Here is a 25,820-nt window from a genome sequence, read left to right as displayed (position 1 = left end):
AGAATGCTGCGATTTCCATTCACGGTGAGCCCGTCAATGAAGCTGAAAGCTGCAACGGTTGCGATAGCTGCGCTCGCCTCAACGCTTACAACCGGTTCTGCACTGGCTGATGCGCAATTTCGCCAATGGGTCGCGAGCTTCCGTCCTGTCGCCATAAAGGCAGGTGTTTCGCCTTCCACGTTCGACCGCGCATTTCGCGGTGTGGATGCGCCGGACCCGGTGGTGCTGCAGAAGGCGCGCTATCAGCCTGAATTTACCGAGCCTGTCTGGAACTACATCGACAATCGCGTGAACGAGCAGTCGGTCTCCGTCGGCCAGAGCATGGCCCGCAAATGGGGTCCGTGGCTCCAGCGCATCGAGCAGCGTTTTTCGGTTGACCGCAATATCCTGCTTGCGATCTGGTCGATGGAAAGCAATTACGGCGAAATCCTCAAGCGCGACGACGTCATGCGGGATGCAGTGCGTTCGCTGGCAACGCTTGCCTATGCGGACCAGCGCCGTGCCAAGTACGGCCGCACGCAGCTCATTGCCGCAATGAAGATTCTCCAGACCGGGGATATCGACCGCGGCCATCTTTCCGGCTCGTGGGCCGGTGCGCTCGGCCACACGCAATTCATCCCGACCAGCTACCAGGCTTATGCCGTAGACGTGGACGGAAACGGCAAGCGTGACATCTGGAACTCGGTTCCCGATGCGCTTGGTACGGCTGCGAACCTGCTGCATCGCAATGGCTGGCAGCCCGGCCGCACCTGGGGCTACGAAGTCGCCCTGCCGCAGGGACGCAAGTTTCCCAACGGATCGCTCTCGATTGCCGAGTGGCAGCAGATTGGTATTGTCCGGGCCAATGGACGCCCGTTCCCCGATCCCAATGAAAAGGCGACATTGAAAGTTCCCGATGGCCGTCAGGGGCCAGCTTTCCTGATGACGAAGAACTTCTTCGTGTTGAAGCGCTATAACAACGCCGACAAGTATGCGCTGGCCGTGGGCCTGCTCGCGGACCGTATCGGCGGCTATCAGGGGCTTCGGCAGGACTGGAACCGCCCGTTCACGCCCATCTCCATGAATGAGCGGCTGGAATTGCAGACCCATCTGAAGGCGCTCGGTTATTATGACGGCAATATCGACGGCAAGATCGGCTCCACCTCCCGGGCCGCCATCGAAGCCTTCCAGCAGCGGAATGGACTTCAGCCGGACGGCCATCCGAGCAAGGAAGTTCTGTCGGTCCTGCGCCGCCGTTAAACTGGCAAACTGATCAAATGGGCGCGCTTCAACAGAAGTGCGCCCATTTTGTTTTTCAACATCGTCGAGCTAATATACAGGCATGAAGGCGAGACGAATGCACGAAAGTCGAAAGTTGCGAAAGCTGATGAAAGCTGCTGGCATGGTGCTCGCGCTGGCAGCGCTGCTGTTTTCAGCCGTCGCCACCGCCTCTGCCCAGGAGCGCCCGCGCACGCTTTTCGATCTGTTGTTCGGCCCCCGGCAAGCGCAACCGCAGCGGCAATATCAGCAGCCTGCTCCGCAGCGTGCACGGCCTAAACCGAAACGACCAAAGGCGGCATCGCCCGCATCACGCCCGACACCGCCGCCAGTGGCGAGCCCCGCTGTCGAATTCGTGGACAAGAAGCCGGATGCCAGGAAGATTCTGGTTGTCGGAGATTTCATTGGCAATGGTCTTGCGGAAGGGCTCGACCTTGCCTTCGCTTCGGACCCCGATCTCAAGGTCGTATCGCGCATAAACGGCTCTTCCGGCTTTGTCCGCAATGACCATTTCGACTGGCCAGACAACATCGGCAAGATACTGGATGAGGAGAAGCCTGCTGCCCTTGTCGTGATGATCGGCTCCAATGACAGGCAGGCAATGACAGAGAAGGGCGTGAGCCTGCCGCCCCGGTCACCCGAATGGAACGAAGAATACCAGAAGCGCGTCGCGGCTTTCATCAAGGCGATCGGTGACCGGCACGTCCCGTTCGCCTGGATCGGCCAGCCGCCTTTCCGCCCGAAGGGCATGTCGCAGGACATGCTGGCGCTCAACGAAATCCACCGCACCGCCACCGAGAAGGCGGGAGGCAAATTCGCCGATGTCTGGGATGGTTTTGTCGATGAAGAAGGCAATTTTACCCAGACCGGCTTCGATATCAACGGCCAGACCGCGCGCCTGCGCGGCAATGACGGCATCAACATCACTTCGGCAGGCAAGCGCAAGCTTGCTTTCTATGCCGAAAAACCGCTTCGCGCCTATCTCGGCGGGGCGAAGGAAGAGGATCAGCCCCTGCCCGCGGCAGGCGCCCACGATCCGTCTAAACCGGTTGATCGCGTAGCCCCGGTCAGCATTCGCGATATCGACAAGGATGAAAGCGGCGTCCTGATGGGGGGCAACCTCGCAGCGCGCCCGCAAGCCGCACGCCTCCCCCGAAATGACGGCAAGCCGTCCCCCGGTCGGGCAGATGATTTTTCCTGGCCGCAGAAGAGCGCAAATCCCTAATTTCTGCACCCATACCAGTATGATTGAACTATCCCCCAACTGACAGCCAGCGGCTTCCTCTACCCAATATGATTCTAATTGCTACATTCCGCGCTGTTTCCAGAAGCGTCTGCATCGTCTATCAGGAGGCACCGTCGGCCTGAAAAGGCTCAAGGGAGGGCGCAATCACTCGCGTGAGCGGGGAATTGTTCTTGGCGTCCGTCAGAAAACAAGAGGCGTTTGAATGAATATTGCATCAAAGCCTTCTGTCGATCCACATCGGGAGGAGGAACCCCATCTTGCACGCAATCTGTCCAACAGGCACCTTCAGCTGATTGCCATTGGCGGGGCCATCGGCACCGGCCTTTTCATGGGCTCAGGCAAGACCATTTCGCTGGCGGGCCCTTCTATCCTGCTCGTCTACGCGGTGATCGGCTTCATGCTGTTTTTCGTCATGCGCGCACTGGGCGAAATCCTGCTGTCCAATCTCGAATATCGCTCCTTCGCGGATTTCGCTGGCGATTATCTGGGGCCCTGGGCGCAGTTCTTCACCGGCTGGACCTATTGGCTTTGCTGGATCGTGACCGGCGTGGCCGACGTTGTCGCCGTTTCGGGCTATGTCTCGTTCTGGTTCCCGGAACTGGCGCTCTGGATACCGGCCCTCGGCCTGATTTTTACACTTCTGGCGCTCAATCTGCCAACGGTGCGCAATTTCGGTGAAATCGAATTCTGGTTCGCTCTCATCAAGATCGTTGCCATTGTCGGCCTGATTATTGCCGGCGTCTACATGCTCTCGACCGGCTTCACCCTGCCGAACGGCAGCCAGGCATCGGTCGCGCATCTTTGGAACCATGGCGGGTTCTTCCCCAATGGTTTCCTTGGCTTTGTCGCCGGTTTCCAGATCGCGGTCTTTGCTTTCGTCGGCATCGAACTGGTTGGCACCGCCGCTGCGGAAACCAAGGACCCCGTGCGCAATCTGCCCAAGGCGATCAATTCCATTCCGATCCGCGTGGTGCTGTTCTATCTTGGCGCGCTCTTCGTCATCATCACTGTCATTCCCTGGGATCAGGTCGACCCGAGTTCAAGCCCGTTCGTCGCCATGTTCTCGCTCGCTGGTCTCGGCATCGCCGCCCATGTCGTGAATTTCGTCGTGCTGACTTCCGCAACGTCGAGCGCGAACTCGGGCATTTATTCGACGTCGCGCATGATCTACGGTCTCGCCACGTCCAAACTCGCGCCAAAGGCGTTCGGCAAGCTGAACAAGCGAAAAGTACCGGTCAACGCGCTGTTCTTCTCGTGCATTTTCCTGCTCGCAGGCGTGGTGCTGCTTTATGCTGGCCAGAGCATCATTGAAGCCTTCACCATCGTCACGACGATTTCGGCGTTGCTCTTCATCTTCATCTGGTCGGTCATTCTGGCGTCTTATCTTCAATATCGCCGCAAGCGCCCAGACCTGCATGAAAAATCCACCTTCAAGATGCCCGGTGGACGCGCAGCCGTGGTGATGGTTTTCGCCTTCTTCGCCTTCATTCTCTGGGCATTAGCACAAAAGCCGGATACTGCGGCAGCACTGAAAATCACCCCGGTGTGGTTCGTGCTTCTCGCCGTCGCTTATCTGGTGATGAAGTCACGACGCAGCCAAAGTTAAAAGCAAAAAGCCCGCCAATCGGCGGGCTTTTTCAATTCCATATTGTCTTATCAACGTGGTAAGACCGAACTCCCCATCAGATCGGCATCGATGGCGTGTGCTGCCTGACGGCCTTCGCGGATGGCCCAGACGACGAGCGACTGGCCACGGCGCACATCGCCCGCCGCATAGAGCTTGTCGACATTGGTGCGGTAATCGCGTTCATTGGCCTTGACCGACTTTGAACCACGGCGGTCGGTGGCAATTTCAAGCTTGTCGCCCAGTTCCTTGACCACGCTGTTTTCTGCCGGGCCGGCAAAGCCGATCGCGATGAAGGCGAGGTCGGCCTTGATGAAGAACTCAGAGCCAGCAATGGGTTTGCGCTTTTCATCGACCTGACAGCACTTCACATGGGTCAGACGGCCGTCTTCGCCGATGAATTCCAATGTCGCCACCTGAAACTCACGCGATGCACCTTCCGCCTGGCTGGAGGAAGTGCGCATCTTGGTCGCCCAATAGGGCCAGACGCTGAGCTTGTCTTCCTTTTCCGGGGGCTGCGGGCGAATGTCGAGCTGGGTGACGTTGACCGCGCCCTGACGAAACGCGGTGCCCACGCAATCCGAAGCCGTATCGCCGCCGCCGACCACCACGACGTGCTTGCCGCCAGCCAGAATAGGAGCCGAAGCCCAGGCGACGGATTCGATATTTTCGCGGCCCACCCGGCGGTTCTGCTGCACCAGATAAGGCATGGCATCATGCACGCCTTCCAGATCAGCCCCCGGAATGCCCGCCGGACGCGGCGTTTCCGAACCGCCCGAATAAAGCACGGCATCATAGGTATCGAGGAGGCCGCGCAGCGGCTTGTCCACGCCGATATTGACGCCGCACAGGAAGCGGACGCCCTCGCCTTCCATCTGTGCGATGCGGCGGTCGATCAGGTGCTTTTCCATCTTGAAATCGGGAATGCCGTAGCGCAGCAGGCCACCGGGACGGCTTTCGCGCTCATAGACATCGACCATGTGACCGGCGCGGGCCAGTTGCTGCGCGGCCGCGAGACCAGCCGGGCCGGAACCGATGATGGCGACCGACTTGCCGGTCTTGTTGGCGGCGGGCTGCGGTACGATATAGCCCAACTCATATGCCTTGTCGCCCAGCGCCTGTTCGACAGTCTTAATCGCAACCGGCGTATCTTCAAGGTTCAGGGTGCAGGCTTCCTCGCAGGGCGCAGGACAGACGCGACCCGTGAATTCCGGGAAATTATTGGTCAAATGCAGGTTGCGGATCGCCTGATCCCAGTTGTTGTTATAGACAAGATCGTTCCAGTCCGGAATCTGGTTGTGCACCGGGCAGCCCGTCGGCCCATGGCAGAACGGAATGCCGCAATCCATGCAGCGTGCCGCCTGCTTCTGCACTTCACCATCCGTCATTGGAATGGTGAACTCGCGGAAGTGACGGATACGATCCGACGCTGGCTGGTACTTTGCCACCTGCCGGTCGATTTCAAGAAAACCAGTTACCTTACCCATATTATTCTCCTCTCGCTGTGCGAGGCTCGCCGTGCCGTGCGCCATTCCAGGCGCACAAGCACTGCGTTTTAACGATAGCACTTACTCAGCCGCGACACCGATCCGCATACGCTCCATCTCTTCCAGAGCGCGGCGGTATTCGACCGGCATGACCTTCACGAATTTTGGGCGATAGCTCTCCCAATTGTCGAGAATGTCCTTCGCCCGCGTCGAACCGGTGTAATGCAGGTGATTGGCGATCAGCTGCACGAGACGTTCCTCGTCATGATGGGTCATGTTGGCGGAAACGTCCACACGGCCCTTATGCATGAGGTCGCCGCCATGGTGATGCAGCTTTTCGAGGATGTCGTCCTCTTCCGGCACAGGCTCGAGCTCAACCATCGCCATGTTGCAACGCTGGGCGAAATCGCCTTCCTCGTCGAGCACATAGGCGACACCGCCTGACATGCCCGCCGCGAAGTTGCGGCCCGTCTGCCCGATGACCACGACAACGCCGCCGGTCATATACTCGCAGCCATGGTCGCCTACGCCTTCGACAACCGTCACCGCGCCAGAGTTGCGCACGGCAAAACGCTCGCCCGCCACGCCGCGGAAATAGCACTCACCTTCAAGCGCACCATAGAGCACCGTATTGCCGACGATGATGGAATCTTCGGCAACGATACGCGTGTCTTCCGGCGGACGGATGACGATGCGACCGCCCGAAAGACCCTTGCCGACATAATCATTGCCGTCGCCGATCAGCTCGAACGAGATGCCACGCGCCAGAAACGCGCCGAAGGACTGGCCAGCCGTACCGCGAAGCGTAACGGCGATGGTGTCTTCCGGCAGACCCTTGTGGCGGAAGCGCTTGGCAACTTCGCCGGAAAGCATCGCACCGGCAGAACGGTCGACATTTTTGATCTCCACGTCGATCTTCACCGGCTGGCGGTCTTCCAGCGCTGACATGGCCTCGGCAATCAGCTTGCGGTCAAGAACATCCTCGATCGGGTGATGCTGGCGTTCGGTCCAGTGGATTTCGTGCTTCTCCGCCTCGGGCTTATAAAAGATGCGGCTGAAATCCAGACCCTTGGCTTTCCAATGATCGATCATGGCCTGCTTTTCGAGCAGCTCCGTTTCGCCGATAATCTGTTCCAGCCTGGTGAAGCCCATTTCGGCCAAAAGCGCCCGCACCTCTTCCGCCAGATAGAAGAAGAAGTTGATGACATGTTCCGGCGTACCCTTGAAGCGCTTGCGCAGAACCGGATCCTGCGTGGCCACGCCCACCGGACAGGTGTTCAGATGGCACTTGCGCATCATGATGCAGCCAGCCGCAATCAGCGGTGCGGTCGAGAAACCGAACTCGTCGGCACCGAGCAGCGCGCCGATGATGACATCGCGCCCGGTACGCAAGCCGCCATCCACCTGCAATGCCACGCGGGAGCGAAGCCCGTTCAGCACCAGCGTCTGGTGGGTTTCGGCAAGGCCGATTTCCCAAGGCGAACCAGCATGTTTGAGCGAGGTCAGCGGCGAGGCACCCGTGCCGCCATCATATCCCGACACGGTGATATGGTCGGCGCGCGCCTTGGCGACGCCCGCGGCAACAGTTCCGACGCCTACTTCCGACACCAGCTTGACCGAAATATCAGCAGCCGGATTGACGTTCTTCAGGTCGTAGATCAGCTGCGCCAGATCTTCGATGGAGTAGATGTCGTGGTGCGGTGGCGGCGAAATGAGACCGACGCCCGGCGTCGAATGTCGGGTCTTGGCAATGGTCGCATCAACCTTGTGACCCGGCAACTGACCGCCCTCACCGGGCTTTGCGCCCTGTGCGACCTTGATCTGGATCAGGTCGGAATTGACCAGATATTCCGTGGTCACACCGAAACGGCCCGATGCCACCTGCTTGATTGCAGAGCGTTCCGGGTTCGGCGTGCCGTCGGGCAGCGGATAGAAACGATCCGGCTCCTCACCGCCCTCACCCGTGTTCGACTTGCCGCCAATGACATTCATGGCGCGGGCCAGCGTGGTATGCGCTTCACGCGAAATCGAGCCGAACGACATCGCGCCGGTGGAGAAGCGCTTGACGATTTCCGCCGCCGGTTCAACCTCATCGATGGAAACCGGCTTCAGACCGCGTTCTTCGGCGAAGCGGATATTGAACAGGCCGCGAATGGTCTTCGCCTGCGCCGACTTGGAGTCAAGCATGGAGGTATACTCGGTGAAGGTCTCCGGGTTGGAGGTACGCACCGCATGCTGCAACCTTGCCACCGCATCCGGCGACCACAAATGCGCCTCGCCGCGCATGCGGTATGCATATTCACCGCCCACTTCCAGCGCGGTCAGCAGAACCGGGTCGTTGCCGAACGCGTCGGTATGACGACGAACGGTTTCTTCCGCGATTTCTTCCAGACCAACGCCTTCGATGCTCGTTGCCGTGCCGAAGAAGAACTGATCGACAAAGCGTGTCTGCAAACCGACCGCATCGAAAATCTGGGCGCCGCAATAAGACTGGTAGGTCGAGATGCCCATCTTGGACATGACCTTGAGAATGCCCTTGCCGATGGACTTGATGTAGCGCTTGACCACTTCATGTTCATCGACTTCCGGCGGAAATTCGCGGCGGCGATGCATGTCGAGCAACGTGTCGAAGGCGAGATATGGGTTGATCGCTTCCGCACCGTAACCTGCAAGGCACGCGAAATGATGCACTTCGCGCGGCTCACCTGATTCAACAACCAGACCAACCGACGTACGCAGGCCCTTGCGGATCAGGTGATGGTGCACAGCAGCCGTTGCCAGCAGAGCTGGGATCGGAATGCGATCCGGGCCCACCTGACGATCCGACAGGATGACAATGTTGTAACCGCCATGCACGGCAGCTTCCGCACGGTCGCAAAGGCGCTCAATCGCACCATGCATACCGGCAGCACCTTCGCCAACATTATAGGTAATGTCGAGCGTCTTGGTGTCGAAGCGATCTTCCGTATGACCGATGGAGCGGATCTTTTCCAGATCGCCATTGGTCAGGATCGGCTGACGCACTTCCAGACGCTTGCGGCGCGACGTGCCGACAAGGTCGAAGATGTTCGGGCGCGGGCCGATGAAGGAGACAAGGCTCATCACCAGTTCTTCGCGGATCGGATCGATCGGCGGGTTGGTGACCTGCGCGAAGTTCTGCTTGAAATAGGTGTAGAGCAGCTTCGACTTGTCGGACATGGCCGAGATAGGCGTGTCCGTGCCCATCGAACCGATGGCTTCCTGACCGGTCGTGGCCATGGGAGCCATCAGTATCCGCGTGTCTTCCTGTGTGTAGCCGAAGCTCTGCTGGCGGTCGAGAAGGCTTACGTCCTTGCGGAGCGCACGCGGCTCGACCGGGTTCAGCTCTTCCAGAATGAGCTGCGTATTGGCGAGCCACTGCTTGTAAGGGTGCTTCTGCGCGATCTGCGACTTGATTTCCTCATCCGAAACGATGCGGCCTTCTTCCATATCGATGAGCAGCATGCGGCCCGGCTGGAGACGCCACTTCTTGACGACCTTCTTTTCCTCCACCGGCAGCACGCCTGCCTCCGAAGCCAGAATGACGAAATCGTCGTCGGTGACGATATAGCGTGCGGGACGCAGGCCATTGCGGTCGAGCGTCGCGCCGATCTGGCGACCATCGGTGAAGGCAACGGCGGCGGGGCCGTCCCACGGTTCCATCAGTGCTGCGTGATATTCGTAGAATGCGCGGCGCTCATCCGACATCAGCTTGTTGCCGGACCATGCTTCCGGGATCAGCATCATCATCGCATGGGCAAGGCTGTAGCCGCCCTGATGCAGGAACTCGAGCGCATTGTCGAAGCAGGCCGTGTCCGACTGGCCTTCATAGGAAATCGGCCACAGCTTGGAAATGTCGTTGCCGAACAATTCCGAGTCGACAGAGGCCTGACGCGCCGCCATCCAGTTGACGTTGCCGCGCAGCGTGTTGATCTCGCCATTATGCGCAACCATGCGGTATGGATGCGCCAGACGCCAGGATGGAAAAGTGTTGGTGGAGAAACGCTGGTGCACCAGCGCCACCGCGCTTTCAAAACGCGGGTCCTTCAGATCCTGATAATAGGCTCCGACCTGATAAGCGAGGAACATGCCCTTGTAGACGACCGTGCGGGCCGACATGGACACGACATAGAAGCCCTTATCGTCGCCGTCGTTTTCCTGATAGATGCGGTTGGAAATGACCTTGCGCAGAACGAACAGGCGGCGCTCGAAATCGTCATCCGTCTCCAGCATCGGATTGCGTCCGATGAAGACCTGAACGTGAAACGGTTCGGTTGCGGCGATGTCAGGCGCCTTGGAGAGCGATGAGTTGTCGACAGGAACCTCGCGGAAGCCGATGAAGGTCTGGCCTTCGGCAGCGATCACTTCCTTGACGATCTCTTCAATATGGGCGCGCAGTTGCGCATCGCGCGGCATGAACAGATAGCCGACGCCGTAGTGACCCGGCTGCGGCAGATCGATGCCCTGACGCGCCATTTCCTCGCGGAAGAAGCGATCTGGAATCTGCACCAGAATGCCAGCGCCATCGCCCATCAGCGGATCGGCACCGACCGCACCGCGATGGGTGAGGTTTTCCAGCATCTGGAGGCCGCTTTCCACGACCTGATGCGACTTCTTGCCCTTCATATGCGCAATGAAACCAACGCCGCACGCATCATGTTCATTGCGCGGATCATAAAGTCCTTGCGCTGCGGGCAAACCCGCCGCTTTCGTTTTTCGCGTCGTTCGGTTGGAAGCGGTCGTCGCAGCTTTGACCGTTCCGTTCTGTACGTTGTGAGAAACCACAGTCGATACAGATGGCGTCAAATGCGTCATCGTCATTCCCTCCGTTTGGCCCTCATCATGAGGTGCGCGATCAGTATATACCGAGATGGTGTGACAACCATCCCGCCGTTGCTTTGCATATAAAGGAAGCCTTATCGACAAGGCGTTGGACGAGGTTCCGGACGAGCGGCAAAGCCGATGCGAGGAACGATGTTTAGCGCCTTATTCTCATCAGGCTTGGACAGACGACACCCAGCCCGCCGGAACGGCGCACTCGAATTCCTCCTGTCGCGGTCGGGGCGCCTGTTACCGCCAAGCGATCTGCCTGCCGGTTCCGGCGCCTCTTTCTGAAACTTTCGGAGAGCGTTGCGTCGCTTCCGTTCGCATCAGCTTCTAATTGGACAGCATTGCTGTCCTAATTACGTATGACAGAATTCAAATTGCCTCACAAGATGGAAACGCAATTTTTCTCGGCAACTTCCGTAATAAAATATCAAAAGCGGTGATTTTGTGGGCTTTAAATTGCGTTTGGCGCCTTTTGCGTCAGTTTGGCCCCACGCAGTTTTCTTCTTTGATGCCTAAAAAATAGGCAGAGTGACGGCATTTTTATCACAAGCAGACCCAATCGTTGTCGCGGAACGTTGCGCGCCCACGGATACGCTCGAGCGCAGGAACCCAATGAAATCGGCGCGTCGTGCTTTCCGAAAAGTGATTCCGATTCTCCAAACGATGCTGTAGACAGCCATAAACACGAGGGCTGGCGACAGCCTGATTGAACGCATCCGGAGGAACACGTGCATTTTGCGTCAGACAACTGGGCAGGTGCCCATCCGAAAATCGCCGAGAGCCTTTCATTGCATGCTGCGGGTTTTGCGGCAGCCTATGGCGCAAGTGAAATCGACAAGCGCGTCGAGCAACGGTTCAACGAACTGTTCGAGCGTGAAGTTGCCGTATTCTTTGTCGGAACCGGCACCGCCGCCAACTCGCTGGCGCTTGCCAGCGTCAACCGGCCCGGCGGCGTTTCGCTGGTACACCGCGAGGCACATGTGATCGAGGATGAATGCGGCGCGCCGGAATATTTCACCGGCGGGGCCCGTCTGCATCCGATTGACGGCGCACATGGCCGCATCGACCCCGAGCTTCTCAAGCGCGAACTGAAGCGGTTCAATCCGGCCTTCGTTCACGCCGGGCAGCCCATGGCCGTCAGCATCACGCAGGCGACCGAAGTCGGCACACTCTACCAGCCCGAGCATATCGCCGCCATCTCCAATATCTGCCGAGATGCAGGCCTGCCACTGCATATGGACGGTGCCCGCTTTGCCAATGCACTCGTTTCCCTGGACATGACGCCTGCCGAAATGACCTGGAAACAGGGTGTGGACATTGTTTCCTTCGGCGGCACGAAAAACGGTTGCTGGTGCGCCGAAGCTCTGGTCTTCATGGACCCTGCACGCGCCAGGGACCTGCCGTTCATCCGCAAGCGCGCGGCGCAGCTTTTTTCCAAGACCCGTTTCGTGGCCGCCCAGTTCGATGCTTATCTGCAAGACAATCTCTGGCTGGAACTGGCGCGTCATTCAAACGCGCTCGCAACGCGCCTTGCCGGCCATATCAATGCGTCGAGCCAGATGCGCCTTGCCTGGAAACCGGAAGCCAACGAGGTGTTCGCCATCATGAAACAGTCGGTCTATGACCGCCTGCGCAATGCCGAAGCGATTTTCTACGACTGGAACCCGCCGCATTCGGAAGTGAACCGCATCAGCGACGGCGAGATTTTCGCCCGTTTCGTCACGAGCTTCGCCAATACGGAAGAAGACGTGGACCGCTTCGCCGAGTTGATTGCCTGACGCTTTCCAATAAGCATGAAAACAAAGAAGGCGGCGCTTTGAGCGCCGCCTTTTTTTGTACTCAGCTGGAAATGCTTTAATGCGCGGTTTTCGCCTCGATCTGCTGGGCGCTTTCCGAGCCAGCCTTGGTGACTTCGATCTTGCGCGGCTTCATCTGCTCCGGGATTTCGCGCTTGAGATCGATGTGCAGGAGGCCATTCTTGAGGCTCGCACCGGCGACTTCCACGAAGTCGGCAAGCTGGAAACGGCGCTCGAAAGCACGTGAAGCGATACCGCGATAGAGAACTTCACCGATATCGGAAGCATTCTCATCGGCCTTCTGACCCTTCACGGTCAACTGGTTGCGATGTGCTTCGATTTCGAGTTCGCTTTCGGAAAAGCCCGCAACCGCCATGGTGATGCGATAGGTGTTTTCACCCGTGCGCTCGATATTATACGGCGGGTAGGACTGGTTACCTTCCGGCGAAGCGAGCGTATCAAGCATGGTGAAAAGACGATCGAAACCGACCGTGGAACGATAAAGCGGGGAAAAATCTACGTGACGCATGTATTAGCCCTCCTTTAGAGCGACAAGATGCTTGTTCAGCATGATCTCTTCCGAACAGCGCCAGACGCGTCCGGGATCATGCAGGGCGGCGAAATTCCCTTATGGCGAATTCCTTGTTGCCGGCGGCCCCTTCCAGGCGACCGCAAAACTCATTTGGGAACGGTTCTTTTTCATTTCAAGACCAGTAGCGCGCGAAGATTCACGAAACACGGGCTGTCACGCTGCGTAATAACTCCTGATCGATAGGGGGCTACATTCTTGAGGATTCGCCGCACAATGAACCCAAAATGAACATCATCTTTGGCGAGCGTTCAGCCGCTTGGGGCTAATGTCCCACCATGCCTGCTGCAAAGCGGGTTCATCAAAGGATCACGGTTATGAAAAAAGCTGTTCTTGCTTTTGCCGCACTTGCCACCTTCGCGACCGGTTTTGCGACGCCCACCCTCGCAGCCGATAGCGGCCTGCGCGTTCAGGTTCAGTATTACGATGATGACGGCTATCGTCCGCCGCGTCCTTATCCGGGTCCCCGTCCCGGTTGGGATGGTGGCCCGGACCGCCGCCCGGGCTGGGGCGATGACTACGGTCGCCGCGACATCATGAGCCCGCGCCGTATCGCGCGCTCGCTGGAACGCCGCGGCTATGATGTCGGCGATATGCGCCTTAACCGCGACACTTATTTCGTCCGCGCCACGCGGCCAAATGGCCGTCGTGTCATCGTTATGGTCGACGCCTATTCAGGCCGCATCGTCGGCGAACGTCGTCCGGGCGGTTACTGATCTCTCTCTATGTTTCTGAACAGATCAGCTGGCGTAACGTCCCTTGCACTGGCTGTTCTTTGAACCGGAAGTTCGCTCTCGAACTTCCGGTTACTTTTTGTCATCAATTGCTCCATTATGCTGGCAGCGCATATCCCAACCGAACAGAAAGGCCCGCAATCGGATGTCGGAACTGCTTTTCGAAACCGATGCGAATCCCGTCCCGCATGGGATAAGAGCCGGACTGCTTGAAGCACATGGGGGCAAGACGCTGCGCTATGCCATCTTGAAAGTCGAGACAAGGCCGATGCGGGGAACGGTGCTCCTGCTGCAAGGGCGCAACGAGTTCATTGAAAAATACTTTGAAACCATGGCCGACCTGAGTGCTCGCGGTTTCACGGTCCTGACTTTCGACTGGCGCGGACAAGGCGGCTCGACCCGACTGCTGAAGGATCGCCAGCGTGGCTATGTCCGCAGTTTCGACGACTATTCCGACGATCTCGATCTGATCCTGAGCCAGATCGCTTTGCCTGACTGTCCGCCGCCCTTCTACGTCCTCGGTCACTCCGCAGGCGCGCTCGTGGCGCTCGCTTCAATGGGCAGGCTGACATCCCGTGTCAGCCGCATGGTGCTCTGTGCACCCTTCATGGGGCTCGATGGCCAAAAACTCAGCGACGACAACGTGCGCCGCATCGCCTCCGCCTTTCGATGGCTCGGCCTCGGGCGGGTTTATGCCTCCGGCGGACGCAGGCTTGCTTCCCGCCCCTTTGCAGGCAATCCGCTGACCAGCGACCCGGAGCGCTTCATGCGGAATATGGAAATTCCACGTCTTCACCCCGACCTTGCGCTTGGCGGTCCGACAGCCCGCTGGCTCTGGAGCGCGCTCGAAACATCGCGGCGGATCAACCAGCCCGATTTCTACGAAGGACCAACGGTGCCGGTTCTTATCGTCGCCGCCGGCGCGGATCGTGTGGTTTCCACGCCGGTGATCGAACGTTTTGTGGCGCGAACGCGCAATGTCTCACTGACGACGATTGCCGGCGCACGTCATGAAATGCTGCAGGAAGCCGATTTTTATCGGGAGCAGCTGTGGGCTGCCTTCGATGCGTTCATTCCCGGATCGTCGGAAGTCGAGACCATGCCGGAGACCATTGAACCCGTGGCCTCCGGTATTTAGCTAGCTGTTGAGCAGATCGAGCGCTGCCCTGTGCAGTTCGGGAGAAGCGGCGGCGACAATGTCACCGCCCTTTTCCGCCGGGCCACCATCGCGTTGCGTCACCACACCGCCCGCCTGTTCAATCAGCGGGATGAGGGCAACGATGTCATAGGGCTGCAAACCGGCCTCGACCACAATATCGGCAAAGCCGCTTGCCAGCATGGCGAAGGCATAACAATCGACCCCGTAACGCGACAGACGGACAGCATTTTCCAGCCGGTCGAAACCTCTGCGGTTGTCTCCCTTGAAGAGAGCAGGTGTCGTCGTGAACATCGTCGCATCGGCCAGGGCGGCGTTCTTGCGCACCGACAAACGGCGCGGCACATCTTCACCGCTGTGGCGGGCGAGATAGGCGCCATTGCCGTCGCTGTAGAAAAGTTCGCCGGTAAACGGCTGCGACATCATTCCCGCCTTGGCATCGCCGTCGACGGTGAGGCCCAGAAGCGTGCCCCACACCGGCAGGCCAGAAATGAAGGCGCGGGTTCCATCGATGGGATCGATAACCCAGACATGGCTGCGGTCGGTATTCTCCGGTCCGTATTCTTCCCCCAGAATGCCATGGTCTGGAAAAGCCTCGCCAATCACCGCCCGAATCGCGCGCTCCGCTGCGCGATCTGCTTCGGTCACCGGATCGAAGCCAACGCTATATTTGTTGTCTATTTCCGTCAGTTGGCGAAAACGCGGAAGCGTTTCAGCAGCCGCAGCAGCAGCCACTTCGGAAAAAAATGCCTTGTCGATCAGCAACCCCGAACTCCTGTTTCCAATGCATGGCGCGCGCTTGTGCAAACCATGCTAATTTTGCCTATATAATGAGCATGATAAAATCAGCTCAAAAAATATGCTTGTTTTCTTGACGTTAGCGCCGTTCAGACGTAATTTAAATTCCTGACAGGTTTTCCTGTCTATGCCTTTCGGGGCATTTCCTCCCTAGTCTTTGGCCGCGCTCGTATCGTTCGGGCGCGGTTCTTTTTATCTGCGAGAGGAGCTTAAAGGAACGGCTTATTCCGCCGCCAGAGGAGGCGCGACAAAGAGATCATCCGGCAGGGATGTCAGGTCGCTCAGAAATCCATAGAGATCGGTGCAGAGCGTTTCAAAACCGGCAAGCTTGTGCAGGCTCTGTTCATTCACATAGAGGCTTCGGTTGATCTCGATCTGGAGAGCATGGCAAGCGGTAGCTGGCCGTCCATAATGCTCGGTGATGAAGCCACCCGCATAGGGCTTGTTGTGCGCAACCGTGTAACCCAGGTCCTGGAGGAGATCGATGGCAGCCTGCGTCAGCCTTTCGCTGCACGAACGGCCGAAACGGTCGCCGACGATAAAATCCGGTCGTGACCCGACTTCACCGGGACGTGCGCCGCCCGGCATGGAGTGGCAGTCTATCAGCACCGCATAACCAAAACGCTGGCGCGTGGATTGAAGCAAAGCATCAAGCGTCTGGTGATAAGGCTTGTAGAGATCTTCAATGCGGTAAAATGCTTCCGCGAGGGAAATTCGGCCCGGATAAATCAACTGGCCCTCGCCGACCAGACGGGGCACCGTGCCAAGCCCGCCAGCGACGCGCGCCGACTGGCTGTTCACGAAAGGCGGCAACGGCTCGGCGAACATGCGCGGATCGAGCTCATAGGCTTCACGATTCACATCCAGAAAAGCCCGCGGGAAATGCGCCTTGAGCAGGGGCGCCCCGAGCCGCACCGCCGAAGCAAACAAGTCATCGACGTAACAGTCTTCCGAATGGCGAATGCTCAAGGCATCCAGACGCGACGCTTCGATGAAGGAATGCGGGTAATAGCGCCCGCTATGCGGGGAATTAAAGACGAACGGAATGCGCTGTTCCGCCGGAGCGCATATCTCGAAGGGCGGTATCAGACTAAAATCGCGCTCCAAACTCATTCTTCACCCGTTCTCGACCGCAATAGTCAGGCCATTCGCCAACGATCCACGTTAATAACGTAACAAATTACGTCAGACAGCCCATGCGCGCAAATGGCCGGAAGACGAATCTTTCGAACCCTTCCCGGTGTCCATATGCGACAATCCTGTCACACTGAACAGCTTGTTGCCAAATACGCGCCATAACAATTAACATTCGTGCGAGCATTCATTCCATATTTACCAAAGAAGCGTTTTCTACGGTGGATATTGAGTCGTTAAGGGTCAGCTTTTGAGCGATGAACACGACACAGAATTCGGACGGAACAATGAAGAGAATCCTTCTAGCTGAAGATGACAATGATATGCGCCGCTTCCTCGTCAAGGCGCTGGAAAAAGCCGGTTATCACGTGACGCACTTCGACAATGGTGCGAGCGCCTATGAAAGATTGCAGGAAGAGCCCTTCTCGCTTCTGCTGACCGACATCGTCATGCCGGAAATGGACGGTATCGAACTGGCGCGCCGCGCGACAGAAATCGACCCCGACCTGAAGATCATGTTCATTACAGGCTTTGCCGCTGTCGCGCTCAATCCCGATTCGGACGCACCGCGCGACGCAAAGGTGCTCTCCAAGCCGTTCCACCTGCGCGATCTGGTGAATGAAATCGAAAAAATGCTGATCGCCGCCTGAGGCGATCCGGTGGATTTGCGGCCCTTTGTTTTGTCATCAACAAAAAGACGAAAAAACTTCATAAAAGGGCATTGACGGGCGCAACGCGATATGGTGTATGCGCCACATCGAATGGGCGTGTAGCTCAGCGGGAGAGCACTACGTTGACATCGTAGGGGTCACAGGTTCAATCCCTGTCACGCCCACCATTCGAACTCCAAACAAATCAATTGGTTATGGAAAAGTAGCGCTGCTGATATGTAGCGCACTTCAGGTTTGTCGACCCTGAAATGAACCTATTGGTTATTCGACCAAATCCACACGCCCAATAGCTTCAACCCATGCCCGCATGATGTGGTTCGCCTCCATCAGGGAACGCTGTGGACCGCGCGGTATGCACCGCGAATGGGTGTTGGGGGGCGCCAAGCCGCCCCTCGAGCTTCAAGGCCAATCAAAATTGGCGGATCGTCTCACGCACCTGTTCATCAATAAGATCCGTGACTTTCTGGGCGGCTTCGCGCTTTTCAACAGCCCGAGCGATACTCGTTTCGCTCTCTTCAAGAATTTTCAGATACTTGGTTTTCAAGTCGCTATTTTCAGGGACGGCACCGATGTTTTCTCGAATGCGCTCCTGCTCTCCAGCAAGGCGTTGGATATCTTCACTGGATTTTTCCAATTCCCTGTGCGCATCGACCTGCTTCCTGCGTGCCTCGGCAAGCTGTGCAAGCTTTTCCGCCACCCCCTTGTCGCTGGCGGACGACGACCAGCCCAGCAGAACGTCCGGTTCCGCGTCAGCCAGTGTGTAGCTGTTACTTAGGAGTAGTTCGTCTACCGCGGTGATGGAAGCTTCGCCCCCCGCTTCAACATTTGTCTGCAACCGGTGATGCGTGGCGGTTCGACCGTTTTCTGCCTGCGATACAAACGACCAGCCCTCACGAACCGGATGCTCGATCACGATTGTCCGTTCACCATCCAGAGCACCCGAAATCGTATAGGTCGTGGTTTCCAGCAGTTTTTCTGTCGTGCGGATCGCCCCATCCACGACTTTGATATCCACGATCTTCTGCGTTGGCTTGCGATCCTCGGTTACGGTCACTTTCCGGTCCGTGGCAAAACTTGCCATGCGTGTATCGCCCTTGGGCAAGCCCGCGAGTTCGGCATCACCAATATAGCCTGCATTGGCATCATAAACGGTCAGGATACCGCCCGTCATGCTTGCGCCCGTCGAATTGCTGATCTTGATCGCCGCAATCGGATGGCGCAGCTTGCTTCCCGCGGTATAGACAGAAACCATCTGTGCCTCCACCGAGGCATCCGCAATAGGAACCGAGAGGGTATCGCCATTTGTCAAATCGTAGCTGCCGGGCAAATCGAAGGTGGCTGAAGTGTCGCTTTCGGTGGCAGTTGCGCCAGTCTCCGCCTCCCCTGTCCCACCACCATAGTCCGCGGGAGCCGGCGCTACTGCCGCCTGCTCCGCTACAGTCTCCATGGCTGGCGCCATCATGGCTTTTTTATCGGAAGCGGCGCGCGTCCGAACTCGATTTAACAAGTTGCCTGTATCGGGTGCCGCCACATTATCCGACGCCGTGTTGACGACGACTTCTGACCGCTCTTTCCAGTAGAGCTGATGCAAGCGCTGTTTCAACGTAACGGGATCGGCCGAGGACAGCGCGATCTTCACACCTTTCCAATCTACTCCGCTGGCATTTTCAAGTATGGCCCACGCCTGAAGACGAGCCTTGGCGTCCTTGCCGACAACCACCCGATAGGCTGTCTTCCAGATCGGCGCGGCGATCACATAGTTAAGCCGGACTTCTTGTCCACCAGTTCCGGCAATATGCACATTAACGACACGTGCACCGTCATTCTTTGCGCGTCCCGTCGCCGCAACGGCGTCGGCCAGTTTCTGGCGCATTTCAGGATCTTCGACTGTCAACGCGGCATCGTCGCCAAGTTTGAGTGTGTCAATCCGGTCGTCCTTGCCAAGCACTGTCAGCAGTGCACGTTCCGCCGTTTTCTCGCTGTCGCGCGTTTCCACGCCAAGAACCTTGCCCGTCACTGTTTTTCCGCCACTCGTGACCGATACTACCGTACCTTGCATGGACGCGAGAAGTGCAGGCGCTGACGCTAAAGTTTCAGGCGTGAACGGCAGGCCCTTGAAAGTTTCCTCGAGAGGCCTTGGTCCGGCGAGCGATACCCGATCGATCGTTCCAGCGTTGCCATTCAAGACCAGGCTTTTCAGAATGTCGTCGACCTGGTCGAAGGGCACTTCGATCTGTATCGTTCCGTCAGCCGTTGGGACGGCTTTTCTGGAAATTTCCGCCAATCCGCCAGAGGATAACCGGATCGCGTCGATCCCACCGCCATCACCCGCTACGGCGATACCGGAAAGTGCAGTACCAAGGAGCAGTGCGGCAGCCCCGGCTACATGGATGCGTTGGAACACTGTAAATCTCCTCAGAACAGAATCGGCGCAGGACCTTATCGTTTTCGGAATTTCGGTCAAAACTTCGGCTTCGTCGTGGCTTTTTAAGCCATACAGACGTTAATCATCCATTTGATCCTCGGATAGGAAGCCTGCACAGCCATCCACAAGTGTCTTATGGAGGATGGCGAAGCAGTCAGCGAATGATCCCTCTCCGGCCCGGCTACGACGGAAGGCGGGACGGGCGACCTTGTTGGTTATGCTTTCAGCATGATCGTGTGCACAGTCGCAGACCACTCCACCGGCTTCTCTCCCATCAATGACACGCATTCTGCCCAGCAAACGCTTCATCTTTCCTCGTGAAGCTGTCAGAGACAGGTTACCGAGTACCGAGATTTTCGACCATCAGCGGTCGATTAGTGGCTAAAGGTGAAATCGCTCGCATTCGCGCCCTTCCAGCCCAGTTTCGGCGCGTTGCATTTTTCCTTGAAAGTTTCACCATGCCCTGCAAGAGCACATTCTGCAACGGAAACGTCTTTTTGCCCGGAACTGACGCAGCCAGCTGCGAGTACCACCACAGAAACAAGTAAAAATCCTCGGACGACCTTCATCATATTTCAAAACTCTTGTTTTCTATTTTAAACGCGGAACAGGTAAGTTCAATTTCGACACTTTATCGCCGAAATATTATTCACGTTCATTGTTGTTGACGATTTATACAAAATATGTGAGTGTTTACTCGCATTGTCTACTCGCATTAGGAAAATCGAGGATATGAGCAAGTTCAGCGCCACAACCCCCAGAAAATCGGCCTCGCAAGAGAGATCACGGATGACTGTCGAGGCGATACTGGATGCCACTGCTCGCGTTTTGGTGCGCGAAGGATACGCTCGAACCAGCACAAATCGCGTCGCCGCCGTGGCAGGCGTGAGTATTGGATCGCTCTATCAGTATTTTCCCAACAAGGAGTCGCTTGTGGCTGCGCTCGTCGCCAGACATAATCGTGAAATCCTGGCTCTGTTGGGAAACGCGATGCAGGCATGCGCCTCAGACGACCTGAACAGCGCCATGCGGGAGCTAATTCGCGCGATGATCGCTGCACACCGCGTCGACCCGGATCTCCACCGCATCTTCAAGGAAGAAGTGCCCAGAATTGGAAAACTCGCCGAGGTGGAAGCCATCCGAAAGGATACGCTGGATTTGGTTCGGCATTATCTCGAAAAATGCAAGGACGACATTCAGCTCAAAGATCTGGATACGGCCGCATTCATTTGCGTGACTACTGTGGAGACGTTGACCCATGCCATCGTTCTCAATGACTGCGGCCACTCCCTTTCCGATGAAGCGGATATTGTGGAACATATCACCCGGATGGTTGCCGGATATCTCGGCACAGCACCCCAGCCTATCCGCGCAATTTTAAAAGAAGCAGCCTGATCTCAATGGTACAAGGCGCGCTTGAACCGAGCGCTGCCGTGAACTGTAATGGCTGTCTCGCCAGAAGCGAGTTCGGTCCCCGGCCGATGCGTCTACCTCGCCGAGGTGGTCAATCACAGTTTTCCGCACGCGATCGAAATCAGCCTCGGTTGGCAGCCTTTTCTGTACTTACGAGATGGCCAGGCTGGAACGCCACCCGGGCGGTCGTGATCGGGCCCAGCGCGTTCCAGGTCGTGCGGTGCATGATCAGCAATGCCTGCCCCGGTTCAGTCTGCAGTAATCTGGCATCGCGGCGATTGGCATTTTCGGCTGAAAATGTCAGGTCAGCTCTCAAATAAGGCGCGTTGCGCACCAACCATTCATTGGCATTCAGTTGCCAGAAGTCGGCCTTTTCAAGTTCTGGTGACGCGCGCAGATTGACCCAGCGGTCCTCCAGCTGGAAGGGCTGGCCATTGCCGTAATGCACAGCCCTCATATGAACGAGAATTTCCCCTTCCGGAAGACCGAGCCGCGCCGCAACCTCTGCCGGGATCGGACTTTTCCGCTGCGCCACGACGCGATAACTATAGACCATGCCGGCCTGTTCAACCTGTTCACGCACAATCGAGATTGAGACTGTCGCCTTGCGCACCGGATCAATCGCGATACGAGTACCGGCTCGGCGGCGGCGGTCCAACAATCCTTCGTCAGCCAGCAGCTGCAATGCCTTGTTGACGGTCGCTCGCGCGGCGTCAAACTCGATCGCAAGATCGGCCTCGTCCGGAATTCGGTCGCCCTGACGCCATTCAAGTTCAACGATGCGGCGCCGCACTTCGCTGGCAATTTTCTGTGCTTTTGGAGACGTTGAGCCCAGATGGCCGCCAGATCGCTTGTCGATCACATGCACTCCTGCAATCCGCCGATAGAAATCAGGTAATCAGCGATCATACGATCATGGTCAAGATGCATGCCATTTCGCACCCCATGACGCCTCGCAGTCCGGACGTCGCTGGCTAGCCTGTTTGGCATCGAATTTACGTCCTGCAGCCGTCGCTCCTGCATCAATCCCCAGGACACACAGCAGCAATTCAACATGCTCAGCGCCGAACGATACATGTCCATTCCGACTTTCGCAATACGAACACCCACGCCGTGTCCGCCAGTTTACCGCATCGATAAGTTTAAACATATAAAGAAATAAGTTTAGACATATACAATTTTTTATGATTAGCTCACAAAAAATAGCGAGGCTTTCGGGAGCAAGCCCAGATGCAGATTTTGAAGCATGCCACCGCGCGTATGGAGGGAAAGCAGAGGAGCTGTCTCCCTGCAGAACGTACTTCCATCATTATCGAAGACGATCGAATCGAACGGATCGAAATCCCGGGCCAGGAGTGGAAAATATGAGCGGCCCGCTGACGGGAATCCGGGTGCTCGATCTGTCCCGCGTTCTCGCGGGGCCGTATTGCACGGCACTGCTCGCCGATCTGGGCGCGGAAATCATCAAGCTGGAACCGCTTTCGGGCGACGACTATCGACATGTCGGGCCGTTCAAGGAGGGTGAAAGTGCCTTGTTCACGCTCAACAATCGCGGCAAAAAAAGCATAGCACTCGATCTTAAAAACCAGGCTGACCTTGAACTGGCGCAGACACTCGCAGCCCGCGTGGATGTAGTCGTTGAAAATTTCCGCCCGGGCGTTGCCGCCCGGCTTGGACTTGGCGCAGCCGCCTTACGCGAAGCCAATCCCCGGCTCATCTATTGTTCCATTTCCGGTTTCGGGCAGGAGGGGCCGTTCAAGGACCTTCCAGCCTATGACCTGGTAGTGCAGGCCATGTCCGGCCTGATGACAGCAACCGGCGAAGAAGGCGGCGCGCCACTGAAAACCGGCGAAAGCATCGCCGACCTGATCGCGGGCCTGTTTGCCAGCTGGTCGATTATGGCCGCACTGGTTCAGCGCAATGCGACGGGGCATGGCGCGACGCTCGATGTTGCCATGTATGACGCGCTGTTTTCGATGTTGACCACCAGTCACGCCCAGCATTTCTACAGCGGCGTTCTGCCAAGCCGTGTCGGCAACCGACATCCGATATCCACGCCTTTCGGCTGTTTCAAGACAAGTGACGGAGAGGTGGTAATCGCAGTGCTGAACGGAGGGCAGTTTGGAAAACTGGCAAAACTCATGGGCAAACCGGAGATTGCGGACGATCCGCGTTTTGCCAGCGACAGCAGCCGTACCGAACACGAACCGGCTCTAAAGGCATTCATCGAGGAATGGTCGGGCAGCATGACCACTGAAGATGCGGTGACGGCGCTGGCGGCGGAAGGCCTGCCCGCGGCGCCAATCTGGAACATCGCACAGGCAGCTGATAACGAACATGCGACCGCGCGCGGCCTTGTTACCCAGCTTGCCCATTCGGTTCTGGGCCAGGCGCCAGTGGTTGGACAGCCAGTTCGTTTCGATGGACACAAGCCCGTCGCTGCGACCGCCGCACCACGGCTTGGCGGCGACATCGCCACGGTGTTGAAGGAATTCGGACTGAAGGAGCGCGCATGACGCAGATCAATGATCCCTGGCATATGCTGGCCGAAGAAGAGAGCATGTTCTGCGATGTGCTGGAGCGGATATGTGCTGACAAGATTGCGCCGCTGGCGGCAGAAACCGACGAGACATCGCGCTTTGTCGACCGGCAGATCGCCACACTCGGCGAAGCGGGCATGATGGGAGCCAACTTGCCGGAAGCCTATGGCGGCAGCGGCATTTCCGCGCCGGCCCTGCTGCGAGCCGTGTCGATCGTGGCGGCCGCCTGCGGGTCCACGGCCTCGGCACTGACAGCGCATTATCTGGCAACCGATTCCATCCTGATCGGCGGCACGGAGGCTCAGAAACAGGAGTGGTTGCCCAAAGCTGCCAGCGGCGAAGCGCTCGCCGCCTTCGCGCTCACCGAGCCGACGGCGGGCTCCGATCCTGCGGACATGAAGACACGTGCCAGGCGAATAGAAGGCGGCTGGCATCTCAAAGGCACAAAGTGCTTTATTTCGAACGGCGGTGTGGCCGACTTCATTGTGGTTTACGCAGTGACTGATCCTGAAAAGGCGCATCGTGGCATTTCTGCTTTCATTCTGCCGAAGGATACGCCTGGTTTCGAGGCGGGTCCGGCGGAAAAGACAATGGGGCTCAAAGGCGGCCATGTCTTCACGCTCAATCTGGACTGCACGCTTCCCGAACATGCTTTGCTCGGTGAAGAGGGCAAGGGCTTTCGAACTGCCATGCAGGTGCTCGACAATGGCCGCATTGAAGTGGCCGCCCAATGTCTCGGCCTTGCTGGCGCGGCGATGAATGCCGCCATCGCCTACGCGAAAGAACGCATCATCGGCGGCATGCCGCTGTCGGAGCGGCAGGGCATCCGATGGATGATCGCCGATATGGCCCTTGCATATCATTCTGCACTTTTGCTGTCGCAGGAAGCCTCGCGCCAGCGCGATCTGGCGCATCACCAGGGTGGACGCTTCTCGCTGGCAGCATCCATGGCCAAGCTCGGCGCTTCCGAAGCAGCCGGGAAAATAGCCGATATAGCGCTGCAAATACACGGCGGTTACGGTTACACGCGTGATTTCCCCATAGAGCGGATCAATCGCGACCTGCGCATCATGCGTATCTATGAGGGGTCCAGCGAAATCCAGCGCATGATCATCTCCGGCAATATGCTGGCCTGACGGGTTCGGTTATCATCCCGCTCGACTTTTCTGTGAGCGGCCATATCCGGCGCCGCGTGAAATGTGCTTAATAACGTTCTGTAGGGCGAACATCGCCACGCAGTTTATCTGGGAGAAAATAAAATGACGTTTTCGGGAACATTGAAATCCGCCCTCCTCGGTATCGCAGTGCTGGGCTTGACCATGCCTGCAATGGCCGACCAGCTGTCGGATATCAAGGCTAAGGGCAAGATCGAAACAGCTACCGATATGCACTATGCGCCGTTCGACATGCTGACCAACGGCACGTATGAAGGCATGACGAAGGATCTCTTCGACGGTGTCGCCAAGGAACTCGGCGCAGAGCCGGTTTACCAGGATATTCCGTGGACTGCGGAACTTCCCGGTCTCGAGGTCAAGAAGTTCGATATCGTGATCGCGCCCGTCACCATCACCCCCGAGCGTCTCGAACGCTACGCCTTCAGCCTGCCGATCGCCGACGCCACGGTGGCGCTGGTGCACGCTGCCAGCAACACCGAACTGAAGAAGCCAGAGGATATCAAGGGCAAGACCGTCGGCGTCCAGCAGGGCACCGCACAGTTCAAGCAGTTGCAGGCCTTCGGGGAAAGCCTGGGCGGCGTCAACGTCAAGGAATACGGCACCACCGACGAGGCTTATGCCGACCTGGCGGCCGGACGTCTGGATGCCGTCGCCGGCTCCTTGCCCAACCTCACCTATCTGGTGAAGACACGGCCGGAAACCTTCGCGATGTTCGACAAGCCGACCTTCGGCAACCCGACCTACTTCGCCTGGGTCGCTCGCAAGGACGCCGACAGTGCAAGCTTCATCAAGGCCGTGAATGACGCGATCCTCAAGATGACGGATGACGGCCGCATCAAGACCATTCAGGAGAAGTGGCTGGGCACCTATACCGAACTGCCTCGCGAAGTTCCGACCAAGTGATACGACATGCGGGCAGGAGAAATC

At 57.7% G+C, this 25,820-nt stretch carries 19 protein-coding genes and 1 tRNA gene; 12 read left to right on the top strand and 8 right to left on the bottom strand.

The window, feature by feature from the left end; all coding sequences use genetic code 11:
• The first annotated feature begins 3 nt into the window (after window positions 1–3).
• The 3 genes from ACOWVS_RS12570 to ACOWVS_RS12560 all read left to right on the top strand — a co-directional run bounded on the left by ACOWVS_RS12570 (window position 4) and on the right by ACOWVS_RS12560 (window position 4,109).
• Complete coding sequence (locus tag ACOWVS_RS12570; protein WP_006473356.1) at window positions 4–1,239, top strand: lytic murein transglycosylase; 1,236 nt, start codon at window positions 4–6, stop codon at window positions 1,237–1,239.
• A gap of 97 nt (window positions 1,240–1,336) precedes the next feature.
• Complete coding sequence (locus ACOWVS_RS12565) at window positions 1,337–2,482, top strand: DUF459 domain-containing protein (RefSeq protein ID WP_063621262.1); 1,146 nt, start codon at window positions 1,337–1,339, stop codon at window positions 2,480–2,482.
• 223 nt (window positions 2,483–2,705) lie between these two features.
• Window positions 2,706–4,109, top strand: coding sequence for an amino acid permease (locus ACOWVS_RS12560; RefSeq protein ID WP_006473358.1), 1,404 nt, complete (start codon window positions 2,706–2,708; stop codon window positions 4,107–4,109).
• Window positions 4,110–4,159: 50 nt separating this feature from the next.
• Here ACOWVS_RS12560 and ACOWVS_RS12555 read toward each other — a convergent pair whose 3' ends face one another.
• Together ACOWVS_RS12555 and gltB are read right to left on the bottom strand one after the other, a co-directional pair.
• The gene (locus ACOWVS_RS12555; RefSeq protein WP_022570088.1) at window positions 4,160–5,614 is read right to left on the bottom strand and encodes a glutamate synthase subunit beta; all 1,455 of its coding nucleotides are present in this window, start codon (window positions 5,612–5,614) and stop codon (window positions 4,160–4,162) included.
• Window positions 5,615–5,695: 81 nt separating this feature from the next.
• Window positions 5,696–10,447, bottom strand: a complete 4,752-nt coding sequence (gene gltB / locus ACOWVS_RS12550; RefSeq protein ID WP_063621281.1) for a glutamate synthase large subunit — start codon at window positions 10,445–10,447, stop codon at window positions 5,696–5,698.
• Window positions 10,448–11,190: 743 nt separating this feature from the next.
• Here gltB and ACOWVS_RS12545 point away from each other — a divergent pair.
• Window positions 11,191–12,240 carry a threonine aldolase family protein gene (locus ACOWVS_RS12545; RefSeq protein ID WP_063621260.1) on the top strand — a complete coding sequence of 350 codons (1,050 nt, stop codon included), beginning with the start codon at window positions 11,191–11,193 and terminating at the stop codon, window positions 12,238–12,240.
• A 76-nt stretch (window positions 12,241–12,316) separates the two neighbouring features.
• On the opposite strand, the gene ACOWVS_RS12540 is transcribed toward ACOWVS_RS12545, so the two are convergent.
• Window positions 12,317–12,787, bottom strand: a complete 471-nt coding sequence (locus ACOWVS_RS12540) for an Hsp20 family protein (RefSeq protein ID WP_006469490.1) — start codon at window positions 12,785–12,787, stop codon at window positions 12,317–12,319.
• Between the two features lie 377 nt (window positions 12,788–13,164).
• Here ACOWVS_RS12540 and ACOWVS_RS12535 point away from each other — a divergent pair, with 377 nt between their 5' ends.
• Entirely contained in the window at window positions 13,165–13,563 is a 399-nt protein-coding gene (locus tag ACOWVS_RS12535; RefSeq protein WP_063621258.1) for a PepSY domain-containing protein, read from the top strand.
• 163 nt (window positions 13,564–13,726) lie between these two features.
• Entirely contained in the window at window positions 13,727–14,719 is a 993-nt protein-coding gene (locus tag ACOWVS_RS12530; RefSeq protein ID WP_063621256.1) for an alpha/beta fold hydrolase, read from the top strand.
• On the opposite strand, the gene hisN is transcribed toward ACOWVS_RS12530, so the two are convergent.
• On the bottom strand, window positions 14,720–15,502 hold the full coding sequence (hisN, locus tag ACOWVS_RS12525; protein WP_063621254.1) for a histidinol-phosphatase: 783 nt from the start codon (window positions 15,500–15,502) through the stop codon (window positions 14,720–14,722). It lies immediately after the preceding gene.
• A gap of 255 nt (window positions 15,503–15,757) precedes the next feature.
• The gene (locus tag ACOWVS_RS12520; RefSeq protein ID WP_063621252.1) at window positions 15,758–16,648 is read right to left on the bottom strand and encodes an N-formylglutamate amidohydrolase; all 891 of its coding nucleotides are present in this window, start codon (window positions 16,646–16,648) and stop codon (window positions 15,758–15,760) included.
• A 308-nt stretch (window positions 16,649–16,956) separates the two neighbouring features.
• On the opposite strand from ACOWVS_RS12520, the gene cpdR reads away from it, so the two are divergent.
• Together cpdR and ACOWVS_RS12510 are read left to right on the top strand one after the other, a co-directional pair.
• Entirely contained in the window at window positions 16,957–17,319 is a 363-nt protein-coding gene (gene cpdR, locus ACOWVS_RS12515; RefSeq protein ID WP_002966536.1) for a cell cycle two-component system response regulator CpdR, read from the top strand.
• A 113-nt stretch (window positions 17,320–17,432) separates the two neighbouring features.
• Window positions 17,433–17,507 (top strand) — tRNA-Val (locus ACOWVS_RS12510).
• A 242-nt stretch (window positions 17,508–17,749) separates the two neighbouring features.
• Here ACOWVS_RS12510 and ACOWVS_RS12505 read toward each other — a convergent pair.
• Window positions 17,750–19,804, bottom strand: coding sequence for a DUF4139 domain-containing protein (locus ACOWVS_RS12505; protein WP_081375262.1), 2,055 nt, complete (start codon window positions 19,802–19,804; stop codon window positions 17,750–17,752).
• Window positions 19,805–20,139: 335 nt separating this feature from the next.
• The gene (locus ACOWVS_RS12500) at window positions 20,140–20,337 is read right to left on the bottom strand and encodes a hypothetical protein (RefSeq protein WP_006469505.1); all 198 of its coding nucleotides are present in this window, start codon (window positions 20,335–20,337) and stop codon (window positions 20,140–20,142) included.
• A 160-nt stretch (window positions 20,338–20,497) separates the two neighbouring features.
• Between ACOWVS_RS12500 and ACOWVS_RS12495 the strand changes: the two genes are divergently transcribed.
• A complete protein-coding gene (locus tag ACOWVS_RS12495; protein ID WP_036592426.1) occupies window positions 20,498–21,160 on the top strand; it encodes a TetR/AcrR family transcriptional regulator in 663 nt (220 codons plus the stop codon).
• A gap of 139 nt (window positions 21,161–21,299) precedes the next feature.
• Here the strand turns inward: ACOWVS_RS12495 and ACOWVS_RS12490 are convergent, their stop codons facing one another.
• On the bottom strand, window positions 21,300–22,040 hold the full coding sequence (locus tag ACOWVS_RS12490; protein WP_006469507.1) for a GntR family transcriptional regulator: 741 nt from the start codon (window positions 22,038–22,040) through the stop codon (window positions 21,300–21,302).
• 502 nt (window positions 22,041–22,542) lie between these two features.
• Here ACOWVS_RS12490 and ACOWVS_RS12485 point away from each other — a divergent pair.
• The 3 genes from ACOWVS_RS12485 to ACOWVS_RS12475 all read left to right on the top strand — a co-directional run bounded on the left by ACOWVS_RS12485 (window position 22,543) and on the right by ACOWVS_RS12475 (window position 25,796).
• Window positions 22,543–23,694, top strand: a complete 1,152-nt coding sequence (locus ACOWVS_RS12485; RefSeq protein ID WP_063621244.1) for a CaiB/BaiF CoA transferase family protein — start codon at window positions 22,543–22,545, stop codon at window positions 23,692–23,694.
• Window positions 23,691–24,854 carry an acyl-CoA dehydrogenase family protein gene (locus ACOWVS_RS12480; RefSeq protein ID WP_006469509.1) on the top strand — a complete coding sequence of 388 codons (1,164 nt, stop codon included), beginning with the start codon at window positions 23,691–23,693 and terminating at the stop codon, window positions 24,852–24,854. Before ACOWVS_RS12485 ends, ACOWVS_RS12480 begins: the two co-directional genes overlap by 4 nt.
• A 123-nt stretch (window positions 24,855–24,977) precedes the next feature.
• The gene (locus ACOWVS_RS12475; protein WP_006473203.1) at window positions 24,978–25,796 is read left to right on the top strand and encodes a transporter substrate-binding domain-containing protein; all 819 of its coding nucleotides are present in this window, start codon (window positions 24,978–24,980) and stop codon (window positions 25,794–25,796) included.
• Window positions 25,797–25,820 lie beyond the last annotated feature (24 nt).

It is taken from the genome of Brucella sp. IR068 (assembly GCF_049065885.1).
Classification (GTDB): Bacteria; Pseudomonadota; Alphaproteobacteria; order Rhizobiales; family Rhizobiaceae; genus Brucella; species Brucella intermedia.
The sequence above is the reverse complement of the archived record's forward strand: the minus strand, read 5'-3'. Positions and strand labels throughout refer to the sequence as shown.

Coding starts and splice junctions, on each gene's coding strand:
- ACOWVS_RS12570 (WP_006473356.1), top strand. CDS start 4: ATGCTGCGATTTCCATTCACGGTGAGCCCGTCAATGAAGCTGAAAGCT.
- ACOWVS_RS12565 (WP_063621262.1), top strand. CDS start 1,337: ATGCACGAAAGTCGAAAGTTGCGAAAGCTGATGAAAGCTGCTGGCATG.
- ACOWVS_RS12560 (WP_006473358.1), top strand. CDS start 2,706: ATGAATATTGCATCAAAGCCTTCTGTCGATCCACATCGGGAGGAGGAA.
- ACOWVS_RS12555 (WP_022570088.1), bottom strand. CDS start 5,614: ATGGGTAAGGTAACTGGTTTTCTTGAAATCGACCGGCAGGTGGCAAAG.
- gltB (WP_063621281.1), bottom strand. CDS start 10,447: ATGACGCATTTGACGCCATCTGTATCGACTGTGGTTTCTCACAACGTA.
- ACOWVS_RS12540 (WP_006469490.1), bottom strand. CDS start 12,787: ATGCGTCACGTAGATTTTTCCCCGCTTTATCGTTCCACGGTCGGTTTC.
- ACOWVS_RS12535 (WP_063621258.1), top strand. CDS start 13,165: ATGAAAAAAGCTGTTCTTGCTTTTGCCGCACTTGCCACCTTCGCGACC.
- ACOWVS_RS12530 (WP_063621256.1), top strand. CDS start 13,727: ATGTCGGAACTGCTTTTCGAAACCGATGCGAATCCCGTCCCGCATGGG.
- ACOWVS_RS12520 (WP_063621252.1), bottom strand. CDS start 16,648: ATGAGTTTGGAGCGCGATTTTAGTCTGATACCGCCCTTCGAGATATGC.
- cpdR (WP_002966536.1), top strand. CDS start 16,957: ATGAAGAGAATCCTTCTAGCTGAAGATGACAATGATATGCGCCGCTTC.
- ACOWVS_RS12500 (WP_006469505.1), bottom strand. CDS start 20,337: ATGATGAAGGTCGTCCGAGGATTTTTACTTGTTTCTGTGGTGGTACTC.
- ACOWVS_RS12495 (WP_036592426.1), top strand. CDS start 20,498: ATGAGCAAGTTCAGCGCCACAACCCCCAGAAAATCGGCCTCGCAAGAG.
- ACOWVS_RS12485 (WP_063621244.1), top strand. CDS start 22,543: ATGAGCGGCCCGCTGACGGGAATCCGGGTGCTCGATCTGTCCCGCGTT.
- ACOWVS_RS12480 (WP_006469509.1), top strand. CDS start 23,691: ATGACGCAGATCAATGATCCCTGGCATATGCTGGCCGAAGAAGAGAGC.
- ACOWVS_RS12475 (WP_006473203.1), top strand. CDS start 24,978: ATGACGTTTTCGGGAACATTGAAATCCGCCCTCCTCGGTATCGCAGTG.